The organism is Nocardiopsis sp. NPDC055879 (assembly GCF_053615935.1).
Map to the genome: position 1 here is coordinate 21,513 of NZ_JBSHCT010000013.1, position 26,631 is coordinate 48,143.

The following is a 26,631-nucleotide window of genomic DNA, read 5'->3' on the forward strand; positions in this document are numbered from 1 at the left end:
GTCAGGCCCCGGGGTGGTTGCCACTCAGCAGACTACCGGCGTCGGGGACCTCGGTCCGCAGGCCGAGCTCGCTGAGCAGCCGGTGGGTGGTCGCGGTCGCCGCCGAGAGCACGGGCAGGTTCACGCGCTTCTCCAGGGCAGGGATCGCCGGCAGCGACGGCATCTGCACACACGCCGAGGTCACCAGCGCATCGGCCCGGCTCAGGTTCAGCCGTTGGCTGTGCTGTTCCAGATCGGCCGGGTCGAGCCCGGCGACCGCGAGGTTGTCGGACACCTCCAGGCTGACCGCGTCGACCACCTCGATCCCGCTGTCCTCGATGTAGTCGGCTACCATCTTGGTCAGCGGCTTCATGTAGGGCGTGATGATGGCGACGCGCTTCGCCCCCAGCGCCGAGATCCCCGACAGCAGGGCACCGGCGCTGGACACGACCGGGGCCGAGGCGCCCTCGGCGTCGAGTACATCGCGGATGGTGTCCTCGGCAGTGCAGTGGTAGCCGGGGCCCTGGGCCATGATGGCGACCAGGCACGCCGACGCCACGGCGTGCGGCCGCGCGTCCGCCAGCTCGGCGGCGGCGCGCTCGCTCTGCTGGTTCATCGACCGCAGCTGCTCGGGCGTCACCTGCTGCATGCGTGTTCGTGCGCTGTGGAAAGTGAAGCGTTCCTCGGGTCGCTCCGTCTCCCGCGCGCGGAGCATGCGCGGAAGTTCGGTCTCCATGGTCAGGTTGGAGCTGGGAACGACCAGGCCGATCCGGTAGTCGGTCACCGGTTCCTCCTCTGTTCAAGGTGCACGGCAGTGCGGGCAGGGGTCAACGGCGTTCGGCGGGACGCATCTCGGGCACGGTGATGTCACCGTCCAACACGATCGGCTCGCCGTCCAGGAAGAGACTGCAATTGCGCATGGGGATGTCGAAGTGGCAGGGAGTGTCGTTGGGCCCGCCCAACTCGTTGTTGGGACCGATGGAGAACATGACGTTGCCGTAGAAGGACCGCAGCTCCATGCCCATGCCTCCGGGGAACTGCGTCAGGCCGTGCCATTGGGCGCGCTCGTCCAGCCCCCAGCCGACGTGGGACATCCCGTAGCCGCGGGGATCGTTGAAGGAGGCGATGTAGGACGACAGGAGTTCGGCGTCCAAGCCGCCGCGAATGTCGGTGATGAACCCCTTCTCGATCGTCAGGGTCACCGGCGACTGCACATAGGTGTTGAACGGCAACAAGACGTCGCCCGGCGAGAGAACGATGGTCCCGTCCACCCCGTCGTCGGCTGCTCCGGTGAACACGAACGCGGCCGGCCAGTGGTCCCACCGGCCCGGCTTGTCGGTGTAGCCGTACTCGCTCATGGTGGGGTACACACCCAGCCGGTAGGTCACGTCGGTGCCGCCCGGACTGGTGATGCGCATGGTCTGTGCCTTGGAGAGGATCTCGGCGCCGACCTCCACCCGCTCTCGCAGTTCGCGGGTGGGCATCAGGCGGGACAACAGCTCGGGCGGCTCGACCACCGTCAGGATGCGGGTGCCGGCGCCCTGGATCTCGAACTGCTCCTTGCTGAAGAGCAGGAACGTGAGGTCGATGAGCATGTCGGCCTGTTTGAGGGCGTCGACTGCGACCTGGTTGCCGGCCAGGCCGGATTCGCCGACCGCCCACGCGCCCGCGTCACCGCGTGCGCTGGGCAGCCGCATGTGGAACGTGTTCGCGCCGAGTTCCTGGGCGGCGAAGAGGAAGGCGTCGGCGTAGGAGGCGCGTTCGTCCCCTTGGGAGAGCACCGCCAGGGTTTCACCGTCGCGAACACCGCTCAGGGACAACTGGCGTACACACAAGTCATTGAGGTTGTTCTGGTCCATGGCTCCTCCAACCGTGGGTGGTTTGCCGCGGACGGGCGTGGCTCGGGGCCGCGACCGCCCGCAGATCATCCGTACCCGGATAATCCGTATACTGACTATCTACATGTAACCCAGCTCACGTCAAGAGGTTCTGTGAAAAGTCTGGTTCGCGTGATGTGTCTGCAATGTTCGCCTGGAGGGTGTCGTGACGACTGCGGTTCCTCGCGATATAGGGTCGCCCTCGGGCTGACCGGGAAGCGCCGCGTCATCCGGGCCGACGACACGTCCAGCCCGGCGTAGAGGCCACGATTCGAAGGAGAGAACAGTGGGTGATAGCGACCGGATGGAGCACACGCGCCACACGGGGCAACAGAGCGAACCACACCCCGAAGTGCCCCCCGAGCTGCTCACTGCCCCCGGCTACTTGATACGGCGGCTCTACCAGACCTACACGGCGCTGTGGGTGAGCGTCGTCGACTCCACGCTCACCGGCCCGCAGTTCGCCGTGATGCGCGCGATCCAGCGCACACCCGGGGGCGACCAGGGGTCGTTGGCGGTCATGGCCGCGCTCGACCGATCCACCATGGCCGATGTCGCCCGCAGGCTGGACCGCCGCCAGCTCATCGAGCGCCGCACCTGCACGAGCGACACACGGCGCAAGCTTCTCTACCTCACGGCTGAGGGGGAACGGATTCTCGCCGAAACCGCAGTACACGCGGCCCACCTCGACGAACTGTTGTTGGCCGGGTTCTCCTCGGAGGAGCGCGCGCGAGTGGTGAACGACCTGCGCAACCTCTCCGACGCCTGGGAACGCCTGGCACACAAGCAGGACCTTTCCTCGGACGAGTGAAGCTCAGGGCTCGGCTCGAAAGTCATCGGTATGCCCGACCGGGTGTTCGTAGCAGATGAGGGCGCGGGGGACGCCGAGCACGGCCGGCAAGGTGGAGGTCTCGCGTCCCCGGCGCGGGTTCGGCCAGGCGGTCTACCGGGGCCGCGAGCGGGCCGCGATCTTCGGCGGGACGGTACAGGCGGCCTCGACCAGGATCTGGCTTCGTGACATGACCCGTCCAAAAGATGTCACGGACGCCTGGTGACCGGAATGCTTTCTCGGTGTCGCCCTCTTCCATCCACCCCAGGTTCGGCCCGTGGGTGACGGAAGGCGATCCCGGCACGAGACAGGGCGTGACTCGCGGTGCGCTACACGGTGTGTGCGTTTGGACCACGCACGGACCAGGTGGCGTGGAGAACGGCCAGACACGACGCGGTCAGCAGCAGTGCGGTACTGCCGATGAGCGCGGCCCGCAACCCCAGGAGAGCGAGCAGTCCGCTGGTGGCGATGATGCCGATCGCGCTCGCCGTGCGCAGGAAGGCGAACATCTCCGCTCGACGGTCGGGCGGTGCGAGTTCGTCCAGGACCAGCGAGTAGAAGGTCCCCAGGAGCGGCAGGAAGAACCCCAGGACCGCCGCGCCCGCCAGGGTCAGGGCGATGTGTTCCCCGATGAGGATCACCCCGGACGCCGCGGTGCTCACCGCGAGGAAGCAGGCGACCTTCCAGCGTTCCGGCATACGGTTGCGGAAACTGACCCATACGCCGCCGATGACCGCGCCGACGCACAGTACGGAGGCGAAGAGGAAGGCCCAGCCCGGTGCGAGTCCGAAGGAGAGCGCGAACGACACGGCGCCGACCTCGACGGCCGCGACCGCACCGCCGCCCGCGGCCGCGCAGAACAGCCAGAGAAACGCCTCAGCCGGGACCCGCTCCTTACCGCCGGCGGCCGAGTCTTGGTTCGGTCCGCGTGCTTGCGGAATCCGGGGCGTCAGAAGGATCGGCCCCACCCCGAGCGCGGTGATGACCGCCATGGCCCATACCGGGGAGATCGCGCCGAGCAGGGACGCGAGCACGGGCGACAACGCGAAGTTGATCTCGTTCAGCGTCGCGGCCACGCCCAACGCCCGGGGCAGCCGGTCCGGGGTGACCAGGTGGTTGAGGAGGGTGCGCTGGTATCCGTAGGCCGCTCCGTTGACGGCGCCCGCGGCGACGACCGCGATCATGAGGAACGCGAACGGGGCGCCCACGGCCGCCAGCACGGTGACCGCGGCGAGAGCGATGGTGCGCACGGCGATGAGGGCCCGTAGATAGTGCACGCCGTTGAAGCGCCTGCCCAGGCGTGACACGGGAACGGCGCCGAGAATCTGTGCCGTGGTCATGGCGAAGACCATCGCGGCGCCCGACTCGACCGAACCCGTCAGGGGTAGGGCCAGCAGACCGAAGGCGATGGGTGCGGCGGCCTGGGGTATTCCGAGGGTGCCGTAGGCGGCCTGCCATCGTAGGATGCTGAGCTTGGGCTGCGACGCGCCTGTTTCCGGCGACGGCGGAATCGCTTGGGTCCGGGTCATTCGCGCCTCTCACCTTGACGTATGCGTATGGCAGGCCGGTCGGTACGGTGACCGAACGAGGGCATGGTGAGCATTATAGTGCCCACCTTGGGTGCGTCCTGAGGTACTGACTGAGGGGTTCATGAGCGAGCGGATTCGACCAGAGGTCGTCGTCCTCCTGGGCAACCGCATCCGTGCGGTGCGGCGAGGCAAGGACCTGAGCGTGGTGAGGCTCGCCGAACTCAGCGGTGTGAGCCGACGGATGCTCACGCAGATCGAATTGGGTCAGGCGAACCCGAGTCTGGCGACGATCGACCGGATCGCGTCCGCGCTGGGCACGACGTTCCCGGCACTGGTCGGTGTGCTCGGGGAGGGTTCCCCCGAGGGGGTCCAGGTGTGGTCGACCCCGACCGGGAGTTGGGCGTGCCTGCTACAGGCGGTCGAGTCGAGCCAGGTGTTCGTCGAGCTGTGGAAGTGGCACCTGGTCGAGGGCGATCGCTATCACGCCTCTCCCGCCATGAACGCGCCCGAGTCGATGGCGCACGTTCTCCACGGCCGGCTTCGGGTCCGATCGGGGTCATCGGACCTGAACGTCACCGAAGGAGGATCGGCACGGATCGAGAACACCGCCGACTACACGTTCGAAGCGGATACCGACGTCGCCGTCTTCCTGTGGGTGGTGACGATACCCCGCACGCCGAACTAGGTGTTCCCCATGGGCGCGTGGCACTTCCATCGCCCTTCGGCGCGCCCGAGAGCACGTCGCGCGGGCCCTTTGATCCCCGGCGGAGTCCACCGGAAGCTGAAGAATGTCCAGGCGCTCCTCGTGTGTTCTGCGCCGGGTTCACTGGACACGGACCCACCGACGACCGATCGTTGTTCGCCACCTTCACGCAGGCCATCGGTGTGGCCGCGTCGGTGAGTTTCGCCCAAGGCACGGTCCTGTTCGCCGGCATGGGTTCCACAGGCGAGTGAGAAACGCTAAGTTCCACGGCGCTCCTCCTCGGCTCCCTGCTCCTGGTAGATCAGGAGCTGGTACCCGGGCACGCTGGCGACGTTGAAGGCGTGGAACTCGATGCCCAGTGGACCCCGGGCGGGGTGGCGCAACACCTTCGTCTCATGGGTCTTGGGCCGCACGTCGTGGCGCGCCCACAGACCGGGGAACTCCGGGCTCTCGGCCTCCAATCGGTCGAGCAGCTCCCGGAGCCGGGCGGGAGCCACGGAGAAGTCGGCGCTGGCGCGCAGGTTGGCCACGGTCGCCTCGGCGGAGGCCTGCCACTCGACGAAGAACCGGCGACCCTCGGGGTCCAGCAGGACCATCTCCAGCAGGTTCGCGGTCTCCTCGAAACCGGCGAACAGCTCCTGTGCCCGGGTGTTCATCGCCAGGACGTCGAGCACCGGATCCAGCACGATCGCGCCCGAGTGACTCCACGAATCCATCAGGTTCAGCAACTCCGCCGGCACCGGCTGGATCGTCGCCTCTTCACCGAGTCGGTGTGCCGCACCGGCCAGGGCGTACAGGTGCCGGTTCTCTGCCTCGGTCAGCCGCAGTGCCCGGCAGAGGCCGGCGAGGACCACCTCCGAGGGGCGGGTCTCCTTGCCCTGCTCCAAACGGCGGTAGTAGTCGACGCTCACTTCGGCGATCGTGGCGACCTCGTCGCGGCGCAGGCCGGGAACACGGCGCTCGCCCGTCGCGGGCATTCCGACGGCCTCCGGTGTCACCTTGGCGCGGCGGGTCATGAGGAACCGGCCCAGCTCAGTGCGTGGCATGCCCTGAGCCTACTGACGAGCACGGCGCGAGCCCCGGCTAGCGGGGGGCCGTACCACTACCCCCCGGCTCGGCGGAACCGACCGCATGCTTGTCGACATGAACACAACGCAGAGCATCCGGCCCTCCGCCCAGGTCGTCTCCGGAACCCGGCTCGCCGGGCGTGTCGCCGTGGTGACCGGTGCCTCCAGCGGCATCGGTGAAGCGACCGCCGTCCGCTTCGCGGAACTCGGCGCGAAGGTGGCGCTGGTGGCCCGCCGCGGCGACCGGCTCGACCAGGTCGAGGACCGCATCCGTGCCGGTGGCGGAACCGCCCTGGCCTTGCCGACCGATGTCACCGACCGCGCCGCCGTCCTCGCGACGGCCGACCGGGTCGCCGACGAGCTCGGCTCGGTCGACCTCGTCTTCGCGAACGCCGGTGTACAGCTCATCTCCGGCATCACCGACCTGGCCACAGCGGACTGGGACGCCCAGATCGACCTCAACATCAAGGGCGTCATGAACACCATCCAGGCCTTCGTGCCGTCCCTGGAGGCGGCCGCGAACGCCGACCGCAGCGCCGATCTCATCACGACCTCGTCGATCGCCGCCGTCCGGATCCTGGAGGGATTCCAGGTCTACTCGGCGACCAAGGCCTACGTCACCCAACTCACCAGGCTGCTGCGCACCGAGTTGGGCCGCAAGAAGATCCGCGTGGCGACGATCGAGCCGGGCATGGTCGACACCGAACTGCCGGACCACGTCACCGATCCGGCGGCGAGCAGGCTCATGGCCGACCTGATCACCCGGATCGACGTCCTCTCGTCAGAAGACGTCGCGGAGACGGTCGCCTTCATGAGCGCGGTCCCCAAACACGTCAACCTGACCGAGATCACGATGCTTCCGACCGAGCAGATCATCTAGCACGGAGGAAACGAGGCCGGGGTGGCGGATCCAGGATCGGGGCGGGGTAACGGCCGCGATGGCCCTGGCTCCTCAGTCGACGGGGAAGTCCAGGTGGACCTGGGACGAGCACTCGGCGAGACAGCCGCCGATGGTGAGTTTGCCACCGACGGGGGCGGCCGGGAAGTACAGGACCGCCTGGGTGGCGGTACCGGCCCTCAGGGAGTACTCGCCCACGGTCTCCGCCACCCGGCTTCGAGTGCCGTCGGGTGCCGTGTAGGTGGCGCCGGGCAGGTCCAGGTCGACGTCGTCGACGGTGGTGAACTCGGCGGAGACCACCAGGGTGTCGTCGGTGATGGTCTGGTAGGCGGTGAGCAGGACGACGTCGACCCCGGCGGAGCTCGCCGCGACCCCGTGACCGCTGACCATGCGCTCTCCCGGGTCCTGACCGTCGATCCGGAATCCGGTCAGGAGGTCGTCCTCCCCGACGGTGAAGTCGGTGAAGTCCGCGCAGTCGTCGGCCCCGGGGAGGCACATCCGGAAACCGTCGGGGACGGGTTCCAGGGACGCGTTGTCCAGGAGTTCGCCCGCCTCGGCCTTGGCGGCCGTCACCTGCGCGTAGTGGCGCAGGTAGGTGTGGGCGGTGGAGTCCTCCTCGGCGAGGGTGAGTCCCTCGCGCATGCCCTCGGGGTCGCTGAATCGGACCAGCGCCGTCATGTACTCGGCGGCCTCTTCGGCGTCGACGCCCCGGCCGGCCTCGACTCGGGGGGCCGGGGCCGTTCCCTGCGCGAGACCGCAGCCGGTGAGGAACAGCAGGGCCGTGGCCACCACCGCCGTCGTCCTTCGTGACATCTCCTCGCACCCCCTCGGACCATCGATCCTAGGGTGAAATGCAGCTTCCTGTCTGTTTTCTATACTTCTTGAATGTTTTGTGACTGCGTCCTGAAACGCCCGTGGCGTGGACCGTCGAGGGGACGATCCACGCCCTTTCGATCGCTCAGGGACGCAGCAGGACGGGAAGTTCCTTGAGGCTGTTCACCAGAATGGAGGGGTGGTTCTCCAGCTCGGAGTCGTCGACGGCGAGCTTCAGGTCCGGGAAGCGCTCGAACAGCAGCGGGAGGGCGATCTGGCCCTCCATTCGCGCCAGGTGCGATCCCGGGCACACGTGCGGGCCGTAGCCGAAGGAGATGTGACGGCCCTTGTTCCGGGTCAGGTCGAAGGTGTCGGGGTGCGGCTCCTCGCCGTGCTCGGCGCGGTCGCGGCTGATGGCCCCGTAGGAGGTCATCAGCGCCTCGCCCTTCTTGATGGTGGTCCCGCCGATCTCGATGTCCTCGGTGGCGAAGCGAAAGACGAAGTTGGAGGTGGGCGGGTCGAAGCGCAGGGTCTCCTCCACCACCGCGTCCCAGCCGACCTGGCCCTTCTTGACCAGGTCGAACTGCTCGGGGTGGGCCAGCAGGGCGCGGACGGCGTTGCACAGCAGGTTGACGGTGGTCTCGTGACCGGCGGCGACCACGACCTGCAGGGTGCCGCGCACCTCCAGGTCGGTGAGGGAGTCGCCGTTCTCGCCCGCGTTGAGCAGCTCGGTGGTGAGGTCCTCCGCCGGGTTGGCGCGCTTGTGGGCGATCATGTCGTCGTAGTAGCGCTCCAGGGTCTTGTACGTGTGCATGAACTCCTCCGGCGTGGTGACCGCGCTGAAGAACTGCACGTACATGTCGCGGAGCCAGTCGTGCTCGGCGGCGTCCACGCCGTAGAGCTCACCGATCACGTTCATCGGCAGCTTGAAGGCGAACTCGCCCTTGAGGTCCAGGCGTCCTCCGTCGGCCTTGGCCTCCATGGCGTCCAGTAGCTCGGTGGTGATCTCCTCCACGCGCGGGCGCAGACGCTCGATGCTGCGCGCGGAGAACGCCTTGGCGGTGAGCAGACGCAGCCGCTTGTGCTCGGCGCCGTCGGTGCCGAGGAGGTTGGTGGGCGCGGGCGGGATGGTGCTGAGCAGCGGCCAGGCCTCGGGGATGCGGCCCTGCTGGAAGTCCTCCCAGTGCGCGATGTCCTTGACCAGGCGCGAGTCGTTGAGGGCGGCGCGACCGGCCTCGTGGTGGGTCACGGCCCAGGCGGACACGCCGCCGGGCAGGTCCACACGGGTGATGGGACCCGCGGCGTACAGGGCCTCGCGTTCGGCGCGCAGGTTCTTGACGTAGGGGTCGAGGGTGACTGTTCCAGAGGATCCATGCTGTACGGGGCAGGACATCAGAGTGCTCCTCGTGGGGGCGCGGGGGTGAAGGTGACCGGAAGGGACAAGACGCCGCGTACCCAAGGGGACGGGCGCCACCGGAGCTCTTGAGCGGGGACGGCGAGTTCCAGGTCGGGGAGTCGGTCCATGAGGACCTCGATGCCGGTGATCGCGATGACCTCGGCGATCTCCTGGGCAGGATAGGGGCAGCGGTGCGCGCCGTGTGAGAACGACAGGTGGGCGTGGTTGCCGCGATCGCCGGCCGCGGTGGGCGCCGAGCGCACGTCGGGGTCGTGGTTGGCCGCGGCCAGTCCCAGGAGGAGCATGTCGCCGCCGCGGATCGACGTTCCACCGAGTTGCACGTCGTGTACTGCGTAGCGGGCGGCGTAGATCTGCGTGGGGGTGTCCTCCCACAGGACCTCGTTGAGGGCTTCGCGGGCGCTGCTGCGCGCCCCGACGATCGAGGCCGCGAACCGGTCGTCGGTGAGCATCAGGCGCAGGGCGTTGCCCAACCACTCGGTGGTGGGCTGGTTGCCGCCGCCCAGGACGACGATGAGGTCGAGGATGATCTCCTCGACCGTGTACGCGGCGGGGTGGGCGAGCATCCGGGAGACCAGGTCGGGCCCGGGCTCGGCGCGTCGCCGGGTCACGATGTCGGCCATGAGACCGATCAGGGACTCTCGTGCCTTCATCGTGTCCGGACCGCCGTCGATCATCGTGGTCATGATCTCGGCGAGGTGGTCGCCACCGGCGTCGTCGAGACCGTAGATCCACCCCAGGGCCTGGGCGGGCAGCCGGGCCGTGTAGGCGGTGCGCAGGTCCACGCCGTCGGAGGCGCAGAATCTGTCGATGAGCCGGTCGGCCATGCGGGTGACGTTGGTGCGCAACTCGTGCGCGTCCACCGCCGCCAGGGCGTCGTTGACCGCCTCTGACCGACGCCTGTGTTCGGCGCCCTCGGCGTACAGGATGGTGGGGCTGCGCATGACCAGGGGGTTCAGCGGCCAGTCGGGCGGGATCAGGTCCCAGGAGTTCCACCGTTCGGAACTGCGTTGGAACACGTCGGTCTCGGTGAGGACCTGGTGGAGTTCCCGGTAGCCCACGACCAGCCACGCGGGGACGTCGCCCTCCATGGTCACCGGGACCACCGGGCCGTATTCGGCGCGCATGGCCCGGTACAGGCCTGCCGGGTCGGTCTCGAACTCGGGGCCGTGCAAGGGGACACGGCCTTCGACGATCGGGCAGCCGCTCATCGTCGGCCCTCCTTCACCAGGGTGCGGACGTGTTCGACCAGGGCGATGAGGACCCGCTTGGCCGAGTCGCGATCGCGGGCGTCGCAGCGCAGCAGGGGCACGGCCGGGTCCAGGTCCAGGGCGGCGCGCACGTCCTCCAGGGGGTGGTCGGCCTCGCCGAAGTCGTTGTGCGCCACCACGAACGGGGTGCCCTGGGCCTCCAGACGGTCGATGGCGTAGAAGCAGTCCTCCAGGCGGCGTGTGTCCACCAGGACCACCGCGCCCAGGGCCCCGGAGAACAGGCGGTCCCACAGGAACCAGAATCGTTGCTGGCCGGGGGCGCCGAACAGGTACAGGACCGAGGTGGCGTCCATGGTGATGCGCCCGAAGTCGAAGGCGACCGTGGTGGTGCCCTTGGCCTCGACCCCGTTGAGGTCGTCCACCGAGGCGCCCGCGCTGGTCATGGTCTCTTCGGTGGTCAGGGGCCTGATCTCGCTGACCGAACGCACCATGGTGGTCTTGCCGACCCCGAAGCCGCCGACCACGGCGAGTTTCAGGGCCTGGGCGGCACCGGCGGGAAGTCGGGTGCCCGGGACGCCGAGGGTTCCGTCGGCGGGTGCGGGTTCAGAGGTCGTGGAGTGCAACGAGCACCTTCTCCAACACGTCCGGGGAGGTGAGCGGGTGCGCCGGTGAGGGCGCGGGGGTCGGATGGCGCGCGGTCACCCGACCGGTGTCGATGAGGTCGGTGAGCAGGATGCGCACGACCGTCAGGGGCAGACCCAGGTACGCGGCGACCTCGACCACCGACAGGGGGCTCGTGCACAGGCGCAGGATGTGTGCGTGCTCGGACTGCATCCCGGGGGCGGGTTCGCTCTCGGCCACGATGAGGGTCACCGCGTCCAAGGTGTCGTCGACGCCGCCGCTGCGCCCGGAGGTGATGACGTAGAGCCGGTCCGGGCCTTCCTGACGCGGCGAGGGGCTCACGCGGTCCCGGCCCGGGCGGGGCTGGACAGGTATTCGCCCAACTGCTCGACCAATTCGCTCATGTTGTGGCCGACCAGCCCGGGGTCGGCCTCCTCCGAGGTGATGACGGCCAGGTGGGCGCCCTGTCCCGCCTCAACGATGAACAGCAGACCGCCGTAGAACTCGGCCATGGCCTGGCGCACTCCGCCCCCACCGTTGCCGAACTCCTTGGAGGCGCCGTGGGCGAGGCTCTGGAGCCCGGCGGCGATCGCGGCGAGGTGGTCGGCGCTGTCCGTGCTCAGACCGGAGCTGTGGCACAGCTTGAGTCCGTCGCGCGAGAGCACGAGGGAGTGGCGGGTGCCGGGGGTGCGTTCGAGGAGGCCTTCGAGCAGCCAGGTGAGCTTGTCGAGATCCATCAGGTGTCCTTGGATGAGTCGGCCGGGCCGCGTACGGCGGAGCGGAACGCGCCGAACCCCTTCGGCGAGGTGGAGGGGCCGGTGTCCGCGGGGGTGTCGCTGTCGGCGGGGGCGGCGGTCCGGGTGCGTTCGACGGCGGCGAGGGTCCGGCCGCGTCGACGCTGGGGCAATCCGTTCGAGAGCCGGGGCTCGGGCTCGTCGGTGGGGGTCGGTTCGTCGGAACCCGTCGATGTGGCGGGCACGTCGGACGGGGGCGTTTCGGTGGTCACCCGGACCCGGGTGTTCGGCGCCGGGTCCGTCGTCGCCGGCAGCGGTTTGATGAGGCGCTGCGGCAACAGCAGGACCACCCCGGTGCCGCCGCGGGAGGAGGAACGGTAGGCGACCGACAACCCATAGCGTTGGGCGATCCTGCCGACGACCGCCAACCCCAGGCGGGTTCCGGAGATCGTGGTGATGTCCGAGGCGCTCTCGACCATCCGCCGGGCACGGCGCAGGGCCTCGTCGCCCATGACCAGACCACCGTCCTCGACCATGATGGCCACCCCCGCCTGGACCTCCTCCACGTGGACGTGGACCTCGGCGGTGGGCGGGGAGAACTTGGCGGCGTTGTCGAGCAGTTCGGCCAGGGCGTGGATGACCCCTTCGGCGGCGAACCCGGCCACGGCCAGTCTGGAGACGCTGTGGGTGCGCACCCGCCGGTAGGCGCCGATGCGACCCATGGCGCCGCGCAGGATGCTCTCCATCGGGATGGAGCGGCTCCAGCGGCGGCCGGAACGGGCGCCGGTCAGGACGGCGATGCCGTCGGCCATGCGACCGGCCTGCGCGGTGGTGTGGTCCAGGTGCATGAGGTCACCGAGGATCTGGTCCCCGCCTCCGACGTCACCGTGCCGTTCCTGCATCGCGCGCAGGTCGGCGAGCATGGTGGTGGTCAGCGCCTGGACCCGGCCGGCCGCCGTGGCGCAGGCGGCCATCGCGGCGGAGCGGCGGCGTTCGGCGGCGGAGATCTCGGTGGCGGCCAGTCGCAGCGCCTCGGAGGTGCCCGGGTCCTCCGGGAGGGTGACGCGGTGCAGGGCGGTCTCGGCGGAGTCGCCCTGGCGTAGGTATTCGACCACGCGCGGCAGGGTCCGCGAGCCGAGTGCGGCGGTCTCGGCCCGTACCCGTTCCACCTCGGCGCGCAGTGTCTCGACGCGGCGGTCCCGTGCGGCCAGGAGCAGCGCGAGGGCGACCCCGAGCACGAGGGTGAGCGCGCCGGCGGTGAGGACGGACGTCCGGGCCTCGGGGTGGGCGGCCCACAGGGCCCAACCCCATACCGGAAGCGAGGGGGCCAGGAGCAGGAGCCACCGCGGTGCGGTGGAACGCGACGTTGATACGCCGTCGTGGGGGATATCAGCGGTCATACGGCTCCGTCGTCACTCTTTGTGCATGTCGCGGGACACGTCCGAAGTAGCCCGCGATCCACGTGCGAAGATGCGCGAAAAAGGCTGGAGAAACAACAGCAATCCGGCCTTTCAGACACACAGCGAGCAAACCTACCACTCAGCCGGACCGACGCCTATGCCACGGGAATGCACAATGAATTACCCAAAACCGGATCCGCGACCCTCTTGACCACAGAGGAAGCCTGCGCAACACCGGCCCCGCCAATGCCCGGGGCGGGCGCACTACGACCATTGTGCGAAACCCGCTCACACCCGACTTGAACTGCGCCTCCTCGCCGAAAGTGCCGTTCGTCGATAACGAACGCGCGGATGATCCGACTTCGGGCGGGGCCCGGCACCCGCGTCGCTGCGCGGAGCCGCCGACAATCACCCCTAGAGTGGTGCAGATCACAACCAGCGGGAGGGTCGGCCAAGCCGGTCCCCCGGCACACGCGGGCTTCCCGCACCCACCGAAGAGGTTCGACCCGTGACAGTCGGGGAATCTTGACGTGGACCAACGCGTTACACCCCGCGAGACCGCACGAGCGCCTGGAGGCACCCACACGATGGCCGAGCGAGCACTTCGCGGCACCCGGCTCGGGGCGACGAGCTACGAGAACGACCGCAACACCGACCTGGCTCCCCGGCAGGAAGTCACCTACGACTGCACCCGGGGCCACCGCTTCTCGGTCACCTTCGCGACCGAGGCGGAGATCCCCGGCGAATGGGAATGCCGCTTCTGCGGCGACCGCGCCCTACGCCGAGACGGCAATGGCGAGGAGCCCAAGAACACCAAGCCGGTGCGTACGCACTGGGACATGCTGCTCGAACGCCGCAGCATGGAGGACCTCGAAGAGGTTCTCGCCGAACGCCTGGAACTGCTCCGCGCCCGCCGCCGCGAAGAAGCGGCCAAGGTGGAGGAGATCGCCAAGCAGCGACAGAGCGCCTGACACGACGCCACGGGGGCGGTGGACCGATGGTCCACCGCCCCCGTCGTGTTCGTCTCCACCCCTGCTCGTCTACTGCTCGTCTATCCCTGGTCACCGAAGGGGTCGCCGGTCCTGCCCACCAGGTCCTTGACCGACCCGATCACCCGGGTGGGCCGGTACGGGAACTCGTCGGCGGTGTCCCGACCGGAGATGCCCGACAGCACCAGCACCGTCTGCAGACCGGCTTCGAGACCACTGAGCACGTCGGTGTCCATCCGGTCCCCGACCATGAGGGTGTTCTCCGAGTGCGCACCGATCCGACGCAACGCCGAACGCATCATCAGCGGGTTGGGCTTGCCCACGAAGTAGGGCCGGCGTCCGGTGGCCTTCTCGATGAGCGCCGCGACCGCGCCGGTGGCGGGCAGCGGTCCCTCGGCGCTGGGTCCGGTCTCGTCGGGGTTGGTGGCGATGAACCGGGCGCCGTTGCGCACCAGACGGATCGCCCGTGTGATGGCCTCGAAGCTGTAGGTGCGGGTCTCCCCCAGCACCACGTAGTCGGGGTCGCGTTCGGTCATCACGTAGCCGACGTTGTGCAGCGCGGTGGTCAGACCGGACTCACCCACGACGTAGGCCGAACCACCGGGCCGCTGCGTCTGCAGGAACTGGGCGGTGGCGAGCGCCGAGGTCCAGATCGACTCCTCCGGGATGTCCAGCCCCGAGTTGAGCAGTCGGGCCCGCAGGTCGCGCGGGGTGTAGATGGAGTTGTTCGTCAACACCATGAACGGGGTCCCCTGCTCCCGCAGCTCGGCTATGAGCGTGTCGGCCCCGGGGATCAGGTGCTCCTCGCGTACCAGCACGCCGTCCATGTCGAAAAGGTAGTTCCACTCGTTGCTCACAGGCACCATTGTGCCGGTGTCCGTCGGTGGAACACCATTCCTACTCCCCGGTAACGAGCTTTGAACGACTTGATGCTGCTCACACGGGTGGCCAGGGGACGGAAGGCCAGTCGGGAGCGGGGTAGGGGTGGATGCGGTGGTGGACGAGCAGATCCACCCGGGCGCGGACCGCGTAGACCTCCGGGCCGGTCAGGTGTCGGTCCAGTTCCTTCGAGAGCGGGTCCTCGGCGTCGCGCAACCGGGTACTCAGCCGGGTCAGGGCCCCCAGGGCCTCCTCGGTGAGGGGCTGTCCCTGCCACTGCCACAGGACGGTGCGCAGTTTGTAGTCCTCGGCGAAGGACACCCCGTGGTCGCAGCCGTACAGGTGTCCGCCCGGACCGGGCAGCAGGTGGCCGATCTTGCGGTCGGAGTTGTTGATCACCGTGTCCAGCACGGCCATCCGGCGCAGGCCCCGATGTTCGGTGCGTCTGGACAGTTCGACCAGGTCGACGGTGGTGTCACCGTGCACCCACAACTGGACCATGCCCTCACCGTAGGGGCCGTCGCGGTGCACGGTCGGCGGCACCACGGACCAGCCCAGCGCCTCGGAGACCGCGTAGGCGGACACCTCTCGACCGGCCAGGGTGCCGTCGGGGAAGTCCCACAGGGGCCGCTCCCCCGCCACCGGCTTGTACACGCAGGCCGCCGAGCGGTCACCGTCGGAGATCGTGCAGTACAGGGTGGCGTTGGAGGCCGTGGTCAGGCGGCCCCGCACGGTCAGGTCGCCCTTACGGAGGAGGTCGACGCCTTCGGCGGGGTCGATCCCGTCGAAGTCGGCGGGCGAGGGTCCGCCCTCGGTGGTGTCGTCGGCGTGCACGGCTCAGACGAGCCGGTCCGGGCGATAGCCGTTCTGGCGAGCGCAGATGTGACCGGCCGGGTCCAACGGACGACCGCACAGGGGGCAGTCGGGGCGCCCGGCGGAGACCACCTTCAGGGCGCGGCCCGCGAACGAGCGCGCCTCACCGGGGGTGAGGTAGACGCGCAGGACGTCACGGTGGGCCGGGGCCTCCTCGGCGAAGACCTCCAGCTCCTCCTCATCGTCATCGTCCTCGACCAGTTCCTCGGGTCCGGACTCGTCGAGCTCCTGGGCCTCGATGATCACGCGGGCCGCCTCGGCGTCCCAGGCCAGGGCCAGGGTGCCGACGCGGAAGTCCTGTTCGATGGGCTGTTCCAGGGGGCCTTCGTCCTCGGGGGCGGTCTCGTCACCGGGCGGGGCACCGAAACGGCGGTGCACCTCCTCCAACAGTTCCTCGATGCGGGCCGCCAGGGCCTCCACCTGAGCCTTCTCCAACACGACGCTGGTTATACGACCCTCACCCACCGCTTGGAGGAAGAAGGTGCGCTCCCCAGGCTGTCCCACGGTCCCCGCGATGAACCGTTCCGGTGGGTTGAACTGAAAGACGGGCATGGTGACAACCTTACGGGATATCGGTGACACGGGACGATTCGCCCGACCCCGATCAGGTGATCTGAGTTTTCCGGGCGGCGCAGACCCCGGGCTTCAGCCCTGGGGATAGCCGCTCTTCCGCGAACGGGAACATTGAACAGCCCTTCTCCATACGATGAGTTACGCGCCCGTCACTCCGCGCTCGATCTGCGGCATCACCTTCCAACGAGCCCTCCACGTGCTCTGGCACCCCACGCACCGATACCGCGTCCTGAGGGCTGAATCGAGGAACGGCTGAGGAAGATCGTGCGCGAGGAATTTCGGGCACCTGCAAGTCCCGCCTGCCGATGCTGTGCACGAACCGCTACTTCGTGGCCACCATCGAAGGCGCCCCGCTGGAAGCGATCAAGCAGTACGTGCACAACCAGAAGAGCCGCTGAGAGGGAGGGGGTGTTCCACGATGTTGTCGGGGCGTCGTTACCGGCTTGCTCTGACCGATGCGCAGGAGGCGATGTGCACCGAGTTCGGTGACATCTGCCGGGCGGTGTGGAACACCGCCCTGGACCAGCGCCGCCAGTACGTCGACCGCTACACCCGGGGCCGACAAGGGCCGTTCTGTGGGTACCACCTTCAGGCCGGGCAGTTGGCCGAGGCCAAGGCCGAAGAGACCTGGCTCAAGGCCGCCCCCTCGCATGTGCTCCAGCAGACGTTGCAGGACCTGGACCGGGCATGCCACCAGAAGGGCACCTTCAACGTGCAGTGGCGGGCCAAGTACCGGTGACGGCCTTCGTTCCGCTTCCCCGCCGGGAACCTCATCGTGGTGGAGAAGCTGAACCGCAAGTGGTCGCGGGCCAAGTTGCCCAAACTGGGCTGGGTGCGGCTGCGCTCCTCCCGCCCCCTCGGCGGCACGATCCGCTCGGCGACCGTATCTCGCAAGGGCGGGCACTGGTTCATATCGTTCCTCGTCGAAGACGGGCTGTTCACCCCCGAGCACCATCCGGGCACCCCGGTGGGGGTGGACCGGGGTGTGGCTGTGGCGGCCACGTTGTCCACCGGCGCGTTCCATGACCGCCCCTTCGCCACCCCCGGCGAGAAGTCCCGGTACCTGCGCCTTCAGCGCAAACTCGCCCGACAGAAGAAGGGGTCGGCCAACCGGGCCAAGATGGTGAAGGCCATGGGGCGCATCACCACCCGTGCGGTGGAACGGCGCACCGACTTCTGCGGCCGGCTCACCCGCACACTGACCATCCGGCACAACGTGGTGGTGTTGGAGGGGTTGCGCACCACCGACATGACCGCCTCCGCCAAAGGAACGCTGGAAGCGCCTGGAAAAAAGGTGCGTCAAAAGTCCGGACTGAACCGGGCCATCCTGGACAAGGGGTGGCACCGGCTCGAACTCGCGCTGCGCAACGCCGCACGCAAGACCGGCACGAGGGTCGTGCTGGTCGACCCCGCTTACACCTCGCAGACGTGTCATCGGTGCAAGGTGGTGGACGCCCACTCGCGCAAGAGCCAAGCCGAGTTCGCGTGCATCTCCTGCGCACACACCGATCACGCCGATGTGAACGCGGCCAAGAACATCCTTTACGCCGCAGGGCATGCGGTGTCAGTCGGGCCCCCGCTGCGCGATCATGGCGAAGCCTGCGCAGTAGGGGCGGGAGATTTCGGGGTTACCCGGTCCGTGAAGCAGGAACCAGCGCCCCCGCGAGGGCAGGCGCACCGACCGGCGTTATCGCTGGTGGGAATCCCCCGCCTTTAGGCGTGGGGAGGAAGTCAAGACCCGCTGGACCTCCAACATCCGTTCCACCGTGCGGAACCCGAAGAGGTCGTTGACCGCGAGCATCGGGGTGTTGTCGGGATCCACCCAGGTGCGGACCCACTTCGCCTCGGGAACGTCCCTGGACAGCGCTTCGAGGTTGCGCCGTTTGAGCGCCACCCCCAACCTGTTCCCCCGGTGGGCTCGCATCACCAACGTGTCGTCCTGGTAGACCTCGCCCTCGCCTTCCGCCGGGACCATCATCAGGCTGTACCCGGACCACTCCCCCGAACCGGTCCGCGCGACGGAGACGATGGTGGTGTACCCCTGGTCGACGCGGCGCAGGTCCTCCTTCCGGATCCGGTCGGCGTCCCACACCTGCGGTTCGGTGTCGAGCCCGCCCGTGGGCACCTCACGCTCCATCGCGGTGCGCATCCGCACGTAGTCGGCCAACAGTTCCTCCGGGCACGGGCCCGTCCAGGTGAGCGTTCGGTGCTCACCGGTCATCTCGGGCAGGGCAGCCAGCCGTCGCTCCGGGACCGGAAGGTCCAGCACCTGGTAGTCCTCCTCGTGCACGACGTCGAAGCCATGGGAGCGGGCGAAAGCGGCGCCCGGCCAAGCGTCCGGGGCGTACCCGCCGGGGACGTAGACCTCACCGGTCGCGGTGCCGCGCCCCTCCTCCTCCATGACCTTCGTGGCCAGTTCGAGCAGTCGCCCGCCCAGGCCCCTGCCCCGGTATTCCGGGACCACCGAGACGTCCACCTCCGCCAGGTGTCGGTTCTCCAGGTCCGGGAGGTCGATGAGCAGGGTGCCCACGGCGCGGTCGTCCTCAACGGCGGCGTAGAGCCGGTGGTGACGGTCCTCGCGCGGGGCGACCATCCCCTTGAGGTCGGAGAGACCCATGACCGCGGCCTCCACGCGGCCGGCCGTCGCCCCCTCGACCAGGGCGGTGTGCCAGGCGCGCAGGGCGGACTCGTCCGTGGTGTCGATCGGGTTGATCATCGCGGTGTGCTCATTCCTTCGTGATCGGTCGGTTCAGGTGGTTCGGAGGCCTTCACGGCTCCCGTCGCGACGGGTTCACCGAATTCGCGCAACCTCGCCGAGGTCATGGCCAATAGCACCGCGACCAGCCCCAGCAGGCCCGCGAAGACCAGGAAGAGCGCGGTGGCACCGGTCTTGTCACCGCCCAAGAGCGTCACCCCGATGCCCGGGCCGGTGTCGGTGAACAGCGGTGTCAGTACGTAGTCCACGACCGGGCCGACGATGAGCAGGCCCAAGGGCAGGGACGATTGGGCGAGGAGACGACGGGCCCCGAAGACGCGGCCCTGTTGCCGCTCCGGCACGTGGGACTGCCAGATGGCCTGGTAGGCGGAGTTGACCGCGGGAAGCACCGCGCCGGCGACCAGGGAGGAGGCGATCCACAGCCACGGGGTCCACGACAGTCCCAGCAGCAGGGGCCCGGCGACCGAACCGACCGCCATGCCGCCCAGCACGAGGGTCATCCGTCGGAACCGGTCGCCCACCGCGCTGACGACCAGGGCCCCCAGCACACCGCCCGCGCCTCCGGCAGCCAGGACCACTCCCAGGAGAGCCTGGTCGTCCCCGCTGCGCATCATGATCAACGGGGTGGTCAGGGCGTAGGAGATCGCCCCGGAGAAGTTGAGCACGAAGAACAGCAGGAGAAGGAGCACCAGGGGCCGGCTGCGGAAGATGTAGGCGAACCCGAACAGCAGGTCCGCGCGGAACACCGCCCACGAACGCCGCCGCTCCCCCTCGGCCACGGCCGGTCGAGGGGTGCGGACCACCAACAGGACCAGCGCGGCGAAGACGAAGGTCACCAGGTCCAGTAACAGGACCACCGACAGGTCGGTCAGCGCCAGCAGGACGCCCCCCAGGGCCGGGGCGAGGATCTCCGCGCCGGGCGAGGCCAGGCTGATCATCCCGTTGGCGCGAACCAGCCGTTCCTCCACCACCAGCAGTGGGACCAACGCCATGTAGGCCACCAGGTGCAGGGACTCCATCACCCCTTCGAACACGGCGATGACGTACAGGTGCCAGATCTCCAGGTTCCCCGTGAGATAGAGCGTCAGAACGGTGGACGTGGTGATGGCGAGGGCGCCGTCACCCACCAGGACGGCCACCCGTGGCCCGATGCGGTCCACGAGTGCGCCGGCGATCGGCGCCATGGCCAGGCCGGGTGCCAGGGAGAGCAGGGTGAGCATCGCGAACAGGGTCGCCGAACCGGACTCCGCCCACACCCACAGGGTGATGGCGAACCAGGCCGTACCCGATCCGATCGCCGACATGAGTTGGGTCGACCACACCAGAGAGAAACGTCGCATACCGCCCTAGACCGCCTCGCCGGAGAGTTCGTCGCCACGGTGCGGCAGCGGCGGGATCGTCACGAGGGTGTAGCGCTCCTCGCAGGCCACGGGGTCGACCCAGTGCCAGGCCTGGGGGTCGTGCTCGACGAAGGTGCCGGCACGGTCGGGGACGAACACCATGGTTTCGGGGTCGTGCTGGGCGTTGAGCCCATCGGTCCCCGAAGTGGTGAGCATGTACAGGCCCTGGCGCAGTGAGTCCCGGTGCGGCAGGACGTAGTCTCCCCGGTCGTACCTGTTGACCTGAACGTAGTAGTCCGTCTTCGGTGTCCCCTCGGGGGTGATGGCGGCGAAGATCGCCGCCCTGAGGTCATCGGGCATCCAGGCGGACTGCAGGACGTGATAACGATCGTCGTCCTCGTACTCGGAGTCCCGGTAGGGGTCGAAGGGGTCGGTTCCGACCGGTCGCGGCGGAGCCGCGGGGTCGGGGTGATCGGCGAACAGGTGTCGGTAGCGGCGCGCGAGGGAGACGATCCCCGCACAGTCGGCCACCACGTCCGAAACCACGGTCAACGGCCTCATCGCACTCCCATCACGACGCTGTACCTGGGTGCCCCGCGCACGGGGCTCACCCACGCCCACGACCCCGGCGCCAGGAGCAGACCCGTGCCCGCCCGGTCCAGGACACGTTCGAAACGCTCATCGACCCAGGCGGTGACCCCATCGACCTCGGAGTCGTCCAAGGGGAAGGTCAGCGACCAGTGACCGGCCACGACGTCGCCCACCCGATGGGGCAGCGTGAAGTCGCCGACGTCGTGGCGGCGCACCCGAACCGTCGCCGGGTCGGGTGCGCCGGACAGCGGGGCCGCGACGGCGACGAGGCGATCCCGCAGTCCGGGGTCGTCGACGGCCAGGTCGGTGTACCGGGACCGGGCCCCGGTGAGGTCTTCCGACGTCGTGGCCGGTAGACCCTCCAGCACCGCTCTCACCTCCTGTCGCAGAGTGTGGGCGACGGGTACCTCCATCGGCCCTTCGGTGAGGATCATCGGGTTCTCCTTCACTCCAGATCGGTCAGATCCACGGGGACGGCGTCGGGGTCGGATCGGCGCAGGGAATCCATGTCGGGGTGGGCCGCCACCTCCATCAGCAGTTCCACCACCGCCGCCCGCCCCCATCCGGCCCGCGCACCCATCGCCACCTTGAACAGGCCTCGCCCCTCCTTGAGGGAGGGGACTATGCATTCGAAGCGGTGGGCACGGAAACCGAAGCTCGACCCGTGCGAGAAGGGCAGTCCCCGGCGACGCGCCTGGGAACGCAGCACGCCGAGCAACAGCCCGTGGTTCTCCAGCGTGTCCTCGCGCAGGTGGCACACGATGAACGGAGCCTGCGCCCAGGGGGAGGCGTCCCCCTGGGCCAGTGAGGGGTGGGCGACGCGGGTGAAGAGTCGTCCCGGTCCCGCGGAGTCGGCGAGCAGTCGTGCGGTCAGCGCGTTGTTGCGCAGGACCGAGACCGCGTGGTCGCGGGCCGCCGCGCGATCCAGGACGAACGGTGCGCTGAGCACCGAGAGGGCTTCCAGGGACAGACCCGATCCCACGACGGTGCGCATCTTGCGCAGGTACGTGGCCAGGTCGGCGGCGGGTGGAAGTACCGGATCGGATCGACGTGCGTACAGGGAGGCCACGCCCAGGTTGCCGAGTTCGAGCCCTCGCTGGTCGAGTTTGAGTCCGGAGCGCACCTCGACGACCAGGACGCCGGGGTCTCCGACGGCCGCCACGAACCGTTCCCGCGGCCACACCGGTGAGACGAGGGTGGAGTCCACCACGACCAGGCCGGGACGGCTTCCCCGCCGCCCCCGCCAGGCGCTCAGAAGTGCCGGTAGGTCGAGGGTGTCCAATTCCCACTCGTAGCGCACGGGTTCGATGAACAGCACGTCCACCTCCCCGGAGAGGAGGCAGGACCTCAGTTCCTCTTGGGTCCGGGCGCGTCGACAGCGCAGGCCGTCGTCGGCGACCAGGTCGAACAGGACTCCGGTCTCGTAGTAGGCGCCCCACATCAGAAGGTTCAAAGGGCGGTCGGCGGTCCGCCGGATCAGACTCCGATAGCACTGGAGGACCCCGGCGATGGAAGCCATACCGCTCGAATGAACGACGTGTGCCACCTCGTGGTGATCGAGCTCGGGGTCCTGGGCCGCGAGCCGTTCCTCCAGTGAGTGACATTCGATGTTGCGTTCGTAGCTGTGCGTGGAGGGACGCCCGAAGGGCAGCGCCATCGGGGTTCCCAGGGGCGGTGACTTGTAGGACCGGTCGGTGAAGCCGTGAGCGTGGCGAAGCCACATCACGCGCAGGTCCGCCTCCGCCCGGTCCATCTCCGCCTCGACTTCGGACCCCTGCCGCCCGACCAGGGAGGCGACCCGCTCCCGCCACTCCCGGATCGACTCGGTCGGCCCCCCGTCCTCGCCCGGGGGAAAGAGTGTGTCGGCCAGTCCGAGCAGGGCGGTGACATCGTCGTGCGCGGTCACCGGGGCCGTACCCGTGCGCCCCTCGGCCGTGTCCATGGTTCCGGTCATGTGTTCCGCCCTCCCTCGGTGTACACGGCCTCCTGATGTGGTGGACCCCATCCGTGCAGGTCGCGCATCATGCTCGCGGTGTAGGCCCCGGACGCGTTGAACACCAGGCGGTCTCCGGGGCCGGGGTCGGTCAAAGAGACCTCCTCGGTCAACACGTCGTTCTCGTAGCAGGTCACGCCACCGATCAGATGGGGGCGCCCCGGCCCGTCCCGTTCGGGCAGACGCGCCACCACCCGTGGGCTCCCCCAGGTGAACAGGTTCCATCCGGAGGCGTCGGCCACGGCGTATCCACGGCCGTCGGGGAACCGATCGACGGAGCGCAGGGAGACCACGAGGTAGCTGGCCAGCGCGGTCGTCGACATGCCCGGTTCCAAGAACACGCGCACGGGAACGCCGTCGAGGCGTTCGGCGACGCGTTTCCAGGCCTGTCGGGCCTGCTGTCGGTCCGTGTACAAGGTGGTGAGGCCACCGCCCAGGTTGAGTTCGCGTACTCGTGGGAAGGCGCGCATGCAGGTGAGCAGGGCCGATGTCAGCAGGTCGGCCCGGTCGGGCGTCCCGATCTCGCCGCTGTGCACATGCAGTCGTACGACGTGTGTGTCGGCCCCGTCCAGGAGCCGGTGGAGTTCGGGGTCGGCGGGATCGACACCGAACCTGCTCGCACGGCGTGCGGAGACCCGGTCCTGTTCGGCCATGGGCACGCGCAGACGCAGCCCGATCTCCCCTGGCGCGGGCCGGGCCCGAAGGAGTGAGCGCAGCTGGTCGACCCCGTCGACGTCGACCAAGGCCTCCTGCTCGGCCATGCCGGCGAGCAGGTCGCCGGTCAGACCCGGCCCGGTGACGCTGATCGGGTCCATGCCGGCGTCTCGGGCCGCGCGGTACTCGGCGGGTGAGGCGACGTCCGCGCCCACCCCGAGGTCGGCCAGGTGGCGCAGCAACGGAGGGAAGCGGTTCGCCTTGAGGGCGAACAGCAGGACGCTCTCCGGAATCGGGGCGGTGTCCTCTCGTAGTTCCCGGACCGTGGCCGTGACCGCGTCCAGGTCGTACAGGAGCGCGGGGGTGGCGACGGTCCGAGCGGCCCGCAGGATCGCCTCGCCGGGTGCGGAGGAGCCCATCGTCACGTGCTCCCCTCCTGGTGGCCGATGGCGGCGTCCAGGGCTCGCAACAGCAGGTCGGCGATGATCAGTCCGTCCGTCTCCCCCTCATGAGGCAGGAACTCCACCACGTCGATCCCGACGATGCGCCGGGCCGAGCACAGGTCGGTCAGCAACCCGACCAGTTCCGCGTGGGTGAAACCTCCGGGCAGGGGCGTGCCGGTGGCGGAGAGCACCGAGGGGTCCAGCGCGTCGACGTCGATGGTCAGGTGGTAGGGCAGGGACTCGGGAAGTTCGGCGAGGATCTCACCGAGCGGGGTGCTCAGCGCCGAGGTCCCGGGCCAGCGGCGGAGGGTGTCGTCCTCTCGTGCGGGAGGGTCCTCCAGTTGGCGCAGGCCGAACTGGGCGAGTCGGACCACCCGAGGATCGCCCATCACCCAGTCCATGACGTTTCCGTGATGGCAGTGGAGTTCGGCGTCGTCGCGGCGGGGACGGGCGTAGTCGCCGTGGGCGTCGATGTGCAGGACGCCCAGTGCGCCGTGGACCTCCGCCAGACCGCGGACGATGGGCAACGTGACGGAGTGGTCGCCGCCCAGGGTCACCGGTAGCCGGCCGTGACCGCTGAGTCGGCCGACCACGTTCTCCAGAACCGACCAGGTGGGCCCGGCGGAACGATGCACGTTGGCGGTCACGTCACCGATGTCCGCCAGACGTACCCCGGCCAGCACGCGGTTCCCGGTCACCGGGTCCACGGCACCGGGTGGGCCGTCGGCGGTGTCCCGGTAGCGGAACAGGGCGCCTCCGGTACGTCGTAGCTGGGCGGGGCCGAACCTGCTGCCGGGCCGGTGAGAAGCGCCCAGGTCGTAGGGCATCCCGAGGAAGACGACGTCACAGGAATCGCCGCGCAGTGCCTGGGCCAGGGTGAGGACCGGGGCGCCGAACATGCCGCCACGGCCGGCGGGGGTGGGGACTCCGTCCGGGTCGTGTCGGCGGATGAGGCCGCGTTCGCCCAGAGCCGTGACCAAGGTGCGCAGGTGCGACCGGTCGGTCGCGTCGCCTTTGGCGAGGGTGGCCAGGGTGCGGGGGACCGCGAAGGCGGCGAGGAGGTCGGCGGTGACCGGACCGACCTCCAGCTCCCATCCCTCACCGGTGTGCCACACGGTGGTGCGGCCGTCCTCGGAGCCTCGCAGGGCCAGCAGGGGTTCGGTGGCCAGGAGGGTGTCGTCGGTGATCGGAGGGGTTCCCGTCGCCCCGGGTCCGGAGTCGTTCACGCGGTGGCCCCCGCGGTGGTGAGCGCGGCTTCGGCCTCGATCATGTGCTCGCCGTCGAAGAGGTGTTCGCGCGGCGGGGGGACGCGGTTGAACCACCGGGCGTTGGTGATGGTGTAGGCGCCGGTGGCGGTGATGACCAGGCGGTCGCCCGCACGACAGTGGGGAACCTCCAGGGTGGTGCGGGCCGCGGTGGGGGTGGCGCCGAAGAAGTCGTTCTCGTAGAGGGTGCAGCCCGCCACGAGGGCGGGCCCGCCGGACCCATGCCCGTCAAGGGACAGGACCTGGGGACGGTTGTGCCAAGGGGCGAGGTTCCAGGCGGAGGCGTCCAGGGTCACGACGCGGGTGTCCAGGACCGGGTGGTGTTCCTCCACCGACCGCACCCGGGTGAGGAGGTAGCCGTAGGGGGTGAGCAGCGCGCCGCCGGGTTCGAAGCGCAGGGAGATCGGGCGACCGGTACGTTCGCGCCACCCGGTGACGAGCGAGGCGACGTCGGCGAACGCGGCGATGGCCCTCGCCCGGTCCCGGTAGAGATGGAAGAAACCGCCTCCGAGGTCGATGGTGTGCACCTCGGGCAGGTGTTCGGCCACGGTGAGGAGGTATCGGGTCTTGTAACGCAGGGAATCGGGGGTCATCTGGCCGGTGTGGACGTGCAACCGGGTGACCCGCAGTCGATGTCGCCCCAGCACCCGCGTGAGGTCGGGGTCGGCGGGGCGGACGCCGAAACGGCTGTCTCCGGCGAAGGTCGCCGTGCCCTCCAGGGTTCGGGGAAGGTCCACGCGCACGCGTATCCCCACCTCGCTCCCGGGGCGGTGCCGTCCATAGGAGTCGAGTTGGTCGAGGGAATCACAGTCCAGGGTGATCCCGTGCTCGGCCAGGGTGTCGAAGTCGGCTCCGGCGAAGACGGGACCCGTGGCGGAGATCTCGGCGAATCCGGCGTTCATGGCCAGGTCGAGTTCTCCGGGGGAGGCGACGTCACAGCCGAGCCCGAGCGCGGCCATCTCCCCGAGCACGGCGGGGGTATGGCAGGCCTTGAGGGCCAGGTTGAGTTTCGCGTCGGGGACCTGGGAGACGTCGTGGCGCATCGCCGCCACGCCCGCACGGATTCCGGGCACGTCGTAGATCAGCGCGGGGGTGTCGAGATCGGCGGCGAGCGCGAAGAGGCGTTCGCTCGGTGGGGTGAACAGGGGGGCTGGTGGCATCGACGATCCTTCACCGGAGAGGACCCGTCGGGCCGGTGGCACCGGCCCGACGGACGAGGTTCCCAGGGACTCGGGGAGGC

28 protein-coding genes and 1 pseudogene are annotated in these 26,631 nt (G+C 69.2%); 7 read left to right on the forward strand and 22 right to left on the reverse strand.

Going from position 1 to position 26,631, the window contains the following annotated elements:
* Position 1: 1 nt before the first annotated feature.
* Complete coding sequence (locus ACWGKS_RS16795; RefSeq protein WP_358513093.1) at positions 2 to 763, reverse strand: maleate cis-trans isomerase family protein; 762 nt, start codon at positions 761 to 763, stop codon at positions 2 to 4.
* A gap of 43 nt (positions 764 to 806) precedes the next feature.
* On the reverse strand, positions 807 to 1,838 hold the full coding sequence (locus tag ACWGKS_RS16800; protein WP_358513092.1) for a M29 family metallopeptidase: 1,032 nt from the start codon (positions 1,836 to 1,838) through the stop codon (positions 807 to 809).
* 304 nt (positions 1,839 to 2,142) lie between these two features.
* Between ACWGKS_RS16800 and ACWGKS_RS16805 the strand changes: the two genes are divergently transcribed.
* Positions 2,143 to 2,667 (forward strand): MarR family winged helix-turn-helix transcriptional regulator, encoded by a 525-nt coding sequence (locus ACWGKS_RS16805; RefSeq protein WP_452523107.1) that lies wholly within the window; start codon positions 2,143 to 2,145, stop codon positions 2,665 to 2,667.
* A gap of 347 nt (positions 2,668 to 3,014) precedes the next feature.
* On the opposite strand, the gene ACWGKS_RS16810 is transcribed toward ACWGKS_RS16805, so the two are convergent.
* On the reverse strand, positions 3,015 to 4,214 hold the full coding sequence (locus ACWGKS_RS16810) for an MFS transporter (protein WP_358513088.1): 1,200 nt from the start codon (positions 4,212 to 4,214) through the stop codon (positions 3,015 to 3,017).
* A 121-nt stretch (positions 4,215 to 4,335) separates the two neighbouring features.
* Here ACWGKS_RS16810 and ACWGKS_RS16815 point away from each other — a divergent pair, with 121 nt between their 5' ends.
* The gene (locus ACWGKS_RS16815; RefSeq protein WP_358513086.1) at positions 4,336 to 4,899 is read left to right on the forward strand and encodes a helix-turn-helix domain-containing protein; all 564 of its coding nucleotides are present in this window, start codon (positions 4,336 to 4,338) and stop codon (positions 4,897 to 4,899) included.
* Between the two features lie 275 nt (positions 4,900 to 5,174).
* Here ACWGKS_RS16815 and ACWGKS_RS16820 read toward each other — a convergent pair whose 3' ends face one another.
* Entirely contained in the window at positions 5,175 to 5,963 is a 789-nt protein-coding gene (locus ACWGKS_RS16820) for a helix-turn-helix transcriptional regulator (protein WP_358513085.1), read from the reverse strand.
* Between the two features lie 97 nt (positions 5,964 to 6,060).
* Between ACWGKS_RS16820 and ACWGKS_RS16825 the strand changes: the two genes are divergently transcribed.
* A complete protein-coding gene (locus ACWGKS_RS16825) occupies positions 6,061 to 6,864 on the forward strand; it encodes an SDR family oxidoreductase (protein WP_358513083.1) in 804 nt (267 codons plus the stop codon).
* A gap of 72 nt (positions 6,865 to 6,936) precedes the next feature.
* Here ACWGKS_RS16825 and ACWGKS_RS16830 read toward each other — a convergent pair whose 3' ends face one another.
* The 7 genes from ACWGKS_RS16830 to ACWGKS_RS16860 form a co-directional block, all read right to left on the reverse strand.
* Positions 6,937 to 7,695, reverse strand: coding sequence for a hypothetical protein (locus tag ACWGKS_RS16830; RefSeq protein WP_358513081.1), 759 nt, complete (start codon positions 7,693 to 7,695; stop codon positions 6,937 to 6,939).
* Positions 7,696 to 7,840: 145 nt separating this feature from the next.
* Entirely contained in the window at positions 7,841 to 9,088 is a 1,248-nt protein-coding gene (locus tag ACWGKS_RS16835) for a cytochrome P450 family protein (protein WP_358513079.1), read from the reverse strand.
* Positions 9,088 to 10,320 carry a cytochrome P450 gene (locus ACWGKS_RS16840; protein WP_452523110.1) on the reverse strand — a complete coding sequence of 411 codons (1,233 nt, stop codon included), beginning with the start codon at positions 10,318 to 10,320 and terminating at the stop codon, positions 9,088 to 9,090. Before ACWGKS_RS16840 ends, ACWGKS_RS16835 begins: the two co-directional genes overlap by 1 nt.
* Positions 10,317 to 10,943 (reverse strand): GTP-binding protein, encoded by a 627-nt coding sequence (locus ACWGKS_RS16845; protein WP_358513075.1) that lies wholly within the window; start codon positions 10,941 to 10,943, stop codon positions 10,317 to 10,319. The genes ACWGKS_RS16840 and ACWGKS_RS16845 overlap by 4 nt, the downstream gene beginning before the upstream one ends.
* Positions 10,924 to 11,283, reverse strand: a complete 360-nt coding sequence (locus ACWGKS_RS16850) for a DUF742 domain-containing protein (RefSeq protein ID WP_358513073.1) — start codon at positions 11,281 to 11,283, stop codon at positions 10,924 to 10,926. Before ACWGKS_RS16850 ends, ACWGKS_RS16845 begins: the two co-directional genes overlap by 20 nt.
* Entirely contained in the window at positions 11,280 to 11,678 is a 399-nt protein-coding gene (locus ACWGKS_RS16855; RefSeq protein ID WP_358513071.1) for a roadblock/LC7 domain-containing protein, read from the reverse strand. Before ACWGKS_RS16855 ends, ACWGKS_RS16850 begins: the two co-directional genes overlap by 4 nt.
* Entirely contained in the window at positions 11,678 to 13,075 is a 1,398-nt protein-coding gene (locus tag ACWGKS_RS16860; protein ID WP_452523113.1) for an ATP-binding protein, read from the reverse strand. Before ACWGKS_RS16860 ends, ACWGKS_RS16855 begins: the two co-directional genes overlap by 1 nt.
* Positions 13,076 to 13,662: 587 nt before the next feature.
* On the opposite strand from ACWGKS_RS16860, the gene ACWGKS_RS16865 reads away from it, so the two are divergent.
* On the forward strand, positions 13,663 to 14,046 hold the full coding sequence (locus tag ACWGKS_RS16865) for an RNA polymerase-binding protein RbpA (protein WP_304075711.1): 384 nt from the start codon (positions 13,663 to 13,665) through the stop codon (positions 14,044 to 14,046).
* 80 nt (positions 14,047 to 14,126) lie between these two features.
* Here ACWGKS_RS16865 and ACWGKS_RS16870 read toward each other — a convergent pair whose 3' ends face one another.
* From ACWGKS_RS16870 to ACWGKS_RS16880, 3 genes are all read right to left on the reverse strand, one after another.
* Positions 14,127 to 14,930 (reverse strand): HAD-IIA family hydrolase, encoded by an 804-nt coding sequence (locus tag ACWGKS_RS16870; protein ID WP_358513067.1) that lies wholly within the window; start codon positions 14,928 to 14,930, stop codon positions 14,127 to 14,129.
* 70 nt (positions 14,931 to 15,000) lie between these two features.
* Complete coding sequence (locus tag ACWGKS_RS16875) at positions 15,001 to 15,777, reverse strand: SCO1664 family protein (RefSeq protein ID WP_358513065.1); 777 nt, start codon at positions 15,775 to 15,777, stop codon at positions 15,001 to 15,003.
* Between the two features lie 3 nt (positions 15,778 to 15,780).
* Positions 15,781 to 16,368 (reverse strand): DUF3090 domain-containing protein, encoded by a 588-nt coding sequence (locus tag ACWGKS_RS16880; RefSeq protein ID WP_358513063.1) that lies wholly within the window; start codon positions 16,366 to 16,368, stop codon positions 15,781 to 15,783.
* 311 nt (positions 16,369 to 16,679) lie between these two features.
* Here ACWGKS_RS16880 and ACWGKS_RS16885 point away from each other — a divergent pair.
* From ACWGKS_RS16885 to ACWGKS_RS16895, 3 genes and pseudogenes are all read left to right on the forward strand, one after another.
* Positions 16,680 to 16,787 (forward strand): annotated as a pseudogene (locus tag ACWGKS_RS16885) (IS200/IS605 family transposase); the annotation flags it as partial.
* A gap of 20 nt (positions 16,788 to 16,807) precedes the next feature.
* Positions 16,808 to 17,128 (forward strand): helix-turn-helix domain-containing protein, encoded by a 321-nt coding sequence (locus ACWGKS_RS16890; RefSeq protein ID WP_452523116.1) that lies wholly within the window; start codon positions 16,808 to 16,810, stop codon positions 17,126 to 17,128.
* A gap of 39 nt (positions 17,129 to 17,167) precedes the next feature.
* Complete coding sequence (locus ACWGKS_RS16895; RefSeq protein ID WP_452523118.1) at positions 17,168 to 18,106, forward strand: RNA-guided endonuclease InsQ/TnpB family protein; 939 nt, start codon at positions 17,168 to 17,170, stop codon at positions 18,104 to 18,106.
* On the opposite strand, the gene ACWGKS_RS16900 is transcribed toward ACWGKS_RS16895, so the two are convergent.
* The 8 genes from ACWGKS_RS16900 to ACWGKS_RS16935 are packed head-to-tail and all read right to left on the reverse strand — an operon-like array spanning position 18,077 to position 26,551.
* Positions 18,077 to 19,105: a GNAT family N-acetyltransferase gene (locus ACWGKS_RS16900; RefSeq protein ID WP_452523120.1), complete on the reverse strand. Its 1,029-nt coding sequence runs from the start codon at positions 19,103 to 19,105 to the stop codon at positions 18,077 to 18,079. The two genes, ACWGKS_RS16895 and ACWGKS_RS16900, sit on opposite strands and share 30 nt — an antisense overlap.
* Positions 19,102 to 20,445, reverse strand: a complete 1,344-nt coding sequence (locus ACWGKS_RS16905; protein WP_452455981.1) for an MFS transporter — start codon at positions 20,443 to 20,445, stop codon at positions 19,102 to 19,104. The genes ACWGKS_RS16900 and ACWGKS_RS16905 overlap by 4 nt, the downstream gene beginning before the upstream one ends.
* A gap of 6 nt (positions 20,446 to 20,451) precedes the next feature.
* Entirely contained in the window at positions 20,452 to 20,997 is a 546-nt protein-coding gene (locus ACWGKS_RS16910) for a hypothetical protein (protein WP_452523122.1), read from the reverse strand.
* A 5-nt stretch (positions 20,998 to 21,002) separates the two neighbouring features.
* Positions 21,003 to 21,470 carry a hypothetical protein gene (locus tag ACWGKS_RS16915; RefSeq protein ID WP_358513054.1) on the reverse strand — a complete coding sequence of 156 codons (468 nt, stop codon included), beginning with the start codon at positions 21,468 to 21,470 and terminating at the stop codon, positions 21,003 to 21,005.
* 11 nt (positions 21,471 to 21,481) lie between these two features.
* Positions 21,482 to 22,990 (reverse strand): hypothetical protein, encoded by a 1,509-nt coding sequence (locus ACWGKS_RS16920; protein WP_358513053.1) that lies wholly within the window; start codon positions 22,988 to 22,990, stop codon positions 21,482 to 21,484.
* The gene (locus tag ACWGKS_RS16925) at positions 22,987 to 24,102 is read right to left on the reverse strand and encodes a diaminopimelate decarboxylase family protein (RefSeq protein WP_452523228.1); all 1,116 of its coding nucleotides are present in this window, start codon (positions 24,100 to 24,102) and stop codon (positions 22,987 to 22,989) included. Before ACWGKS_RS16925 ends, ACWGKS_RS16920 begins: the two co-directional genes overlap by 4 nt.
* A gap of 2 nt (positions 24,103 to 24,104) precedes the next feature.
* A complete protein-coding gene (locus tag ACWGKS_RS16930) occupies positions 24,105 to 25,352 on the reverse strand; it encodes an arginase family protein (RefSeq protein WP_452523125.1) in 1,248 nt (415 codons plus the stop codon).
* Positions 25,349 to 26,551 (reverse strand): diaminopimelate decarboxylase family protein, encoded by a 1,203-nt coding sequence (locus ACWGKS_RS16935; protein ID WP_358513051.1) that lies wholly within the window; start codon positions 26,549 to 26,551, stop codon positions 25,349 to 25,351. The genes ACWGKS_RS16930 and ACWGKS_RS16935 overlap by 4 nt, the downstream gene beginning before the upstream one ends.
* Positions 26,552 to 26,631 lie beyond the last annotated feature (80 nt).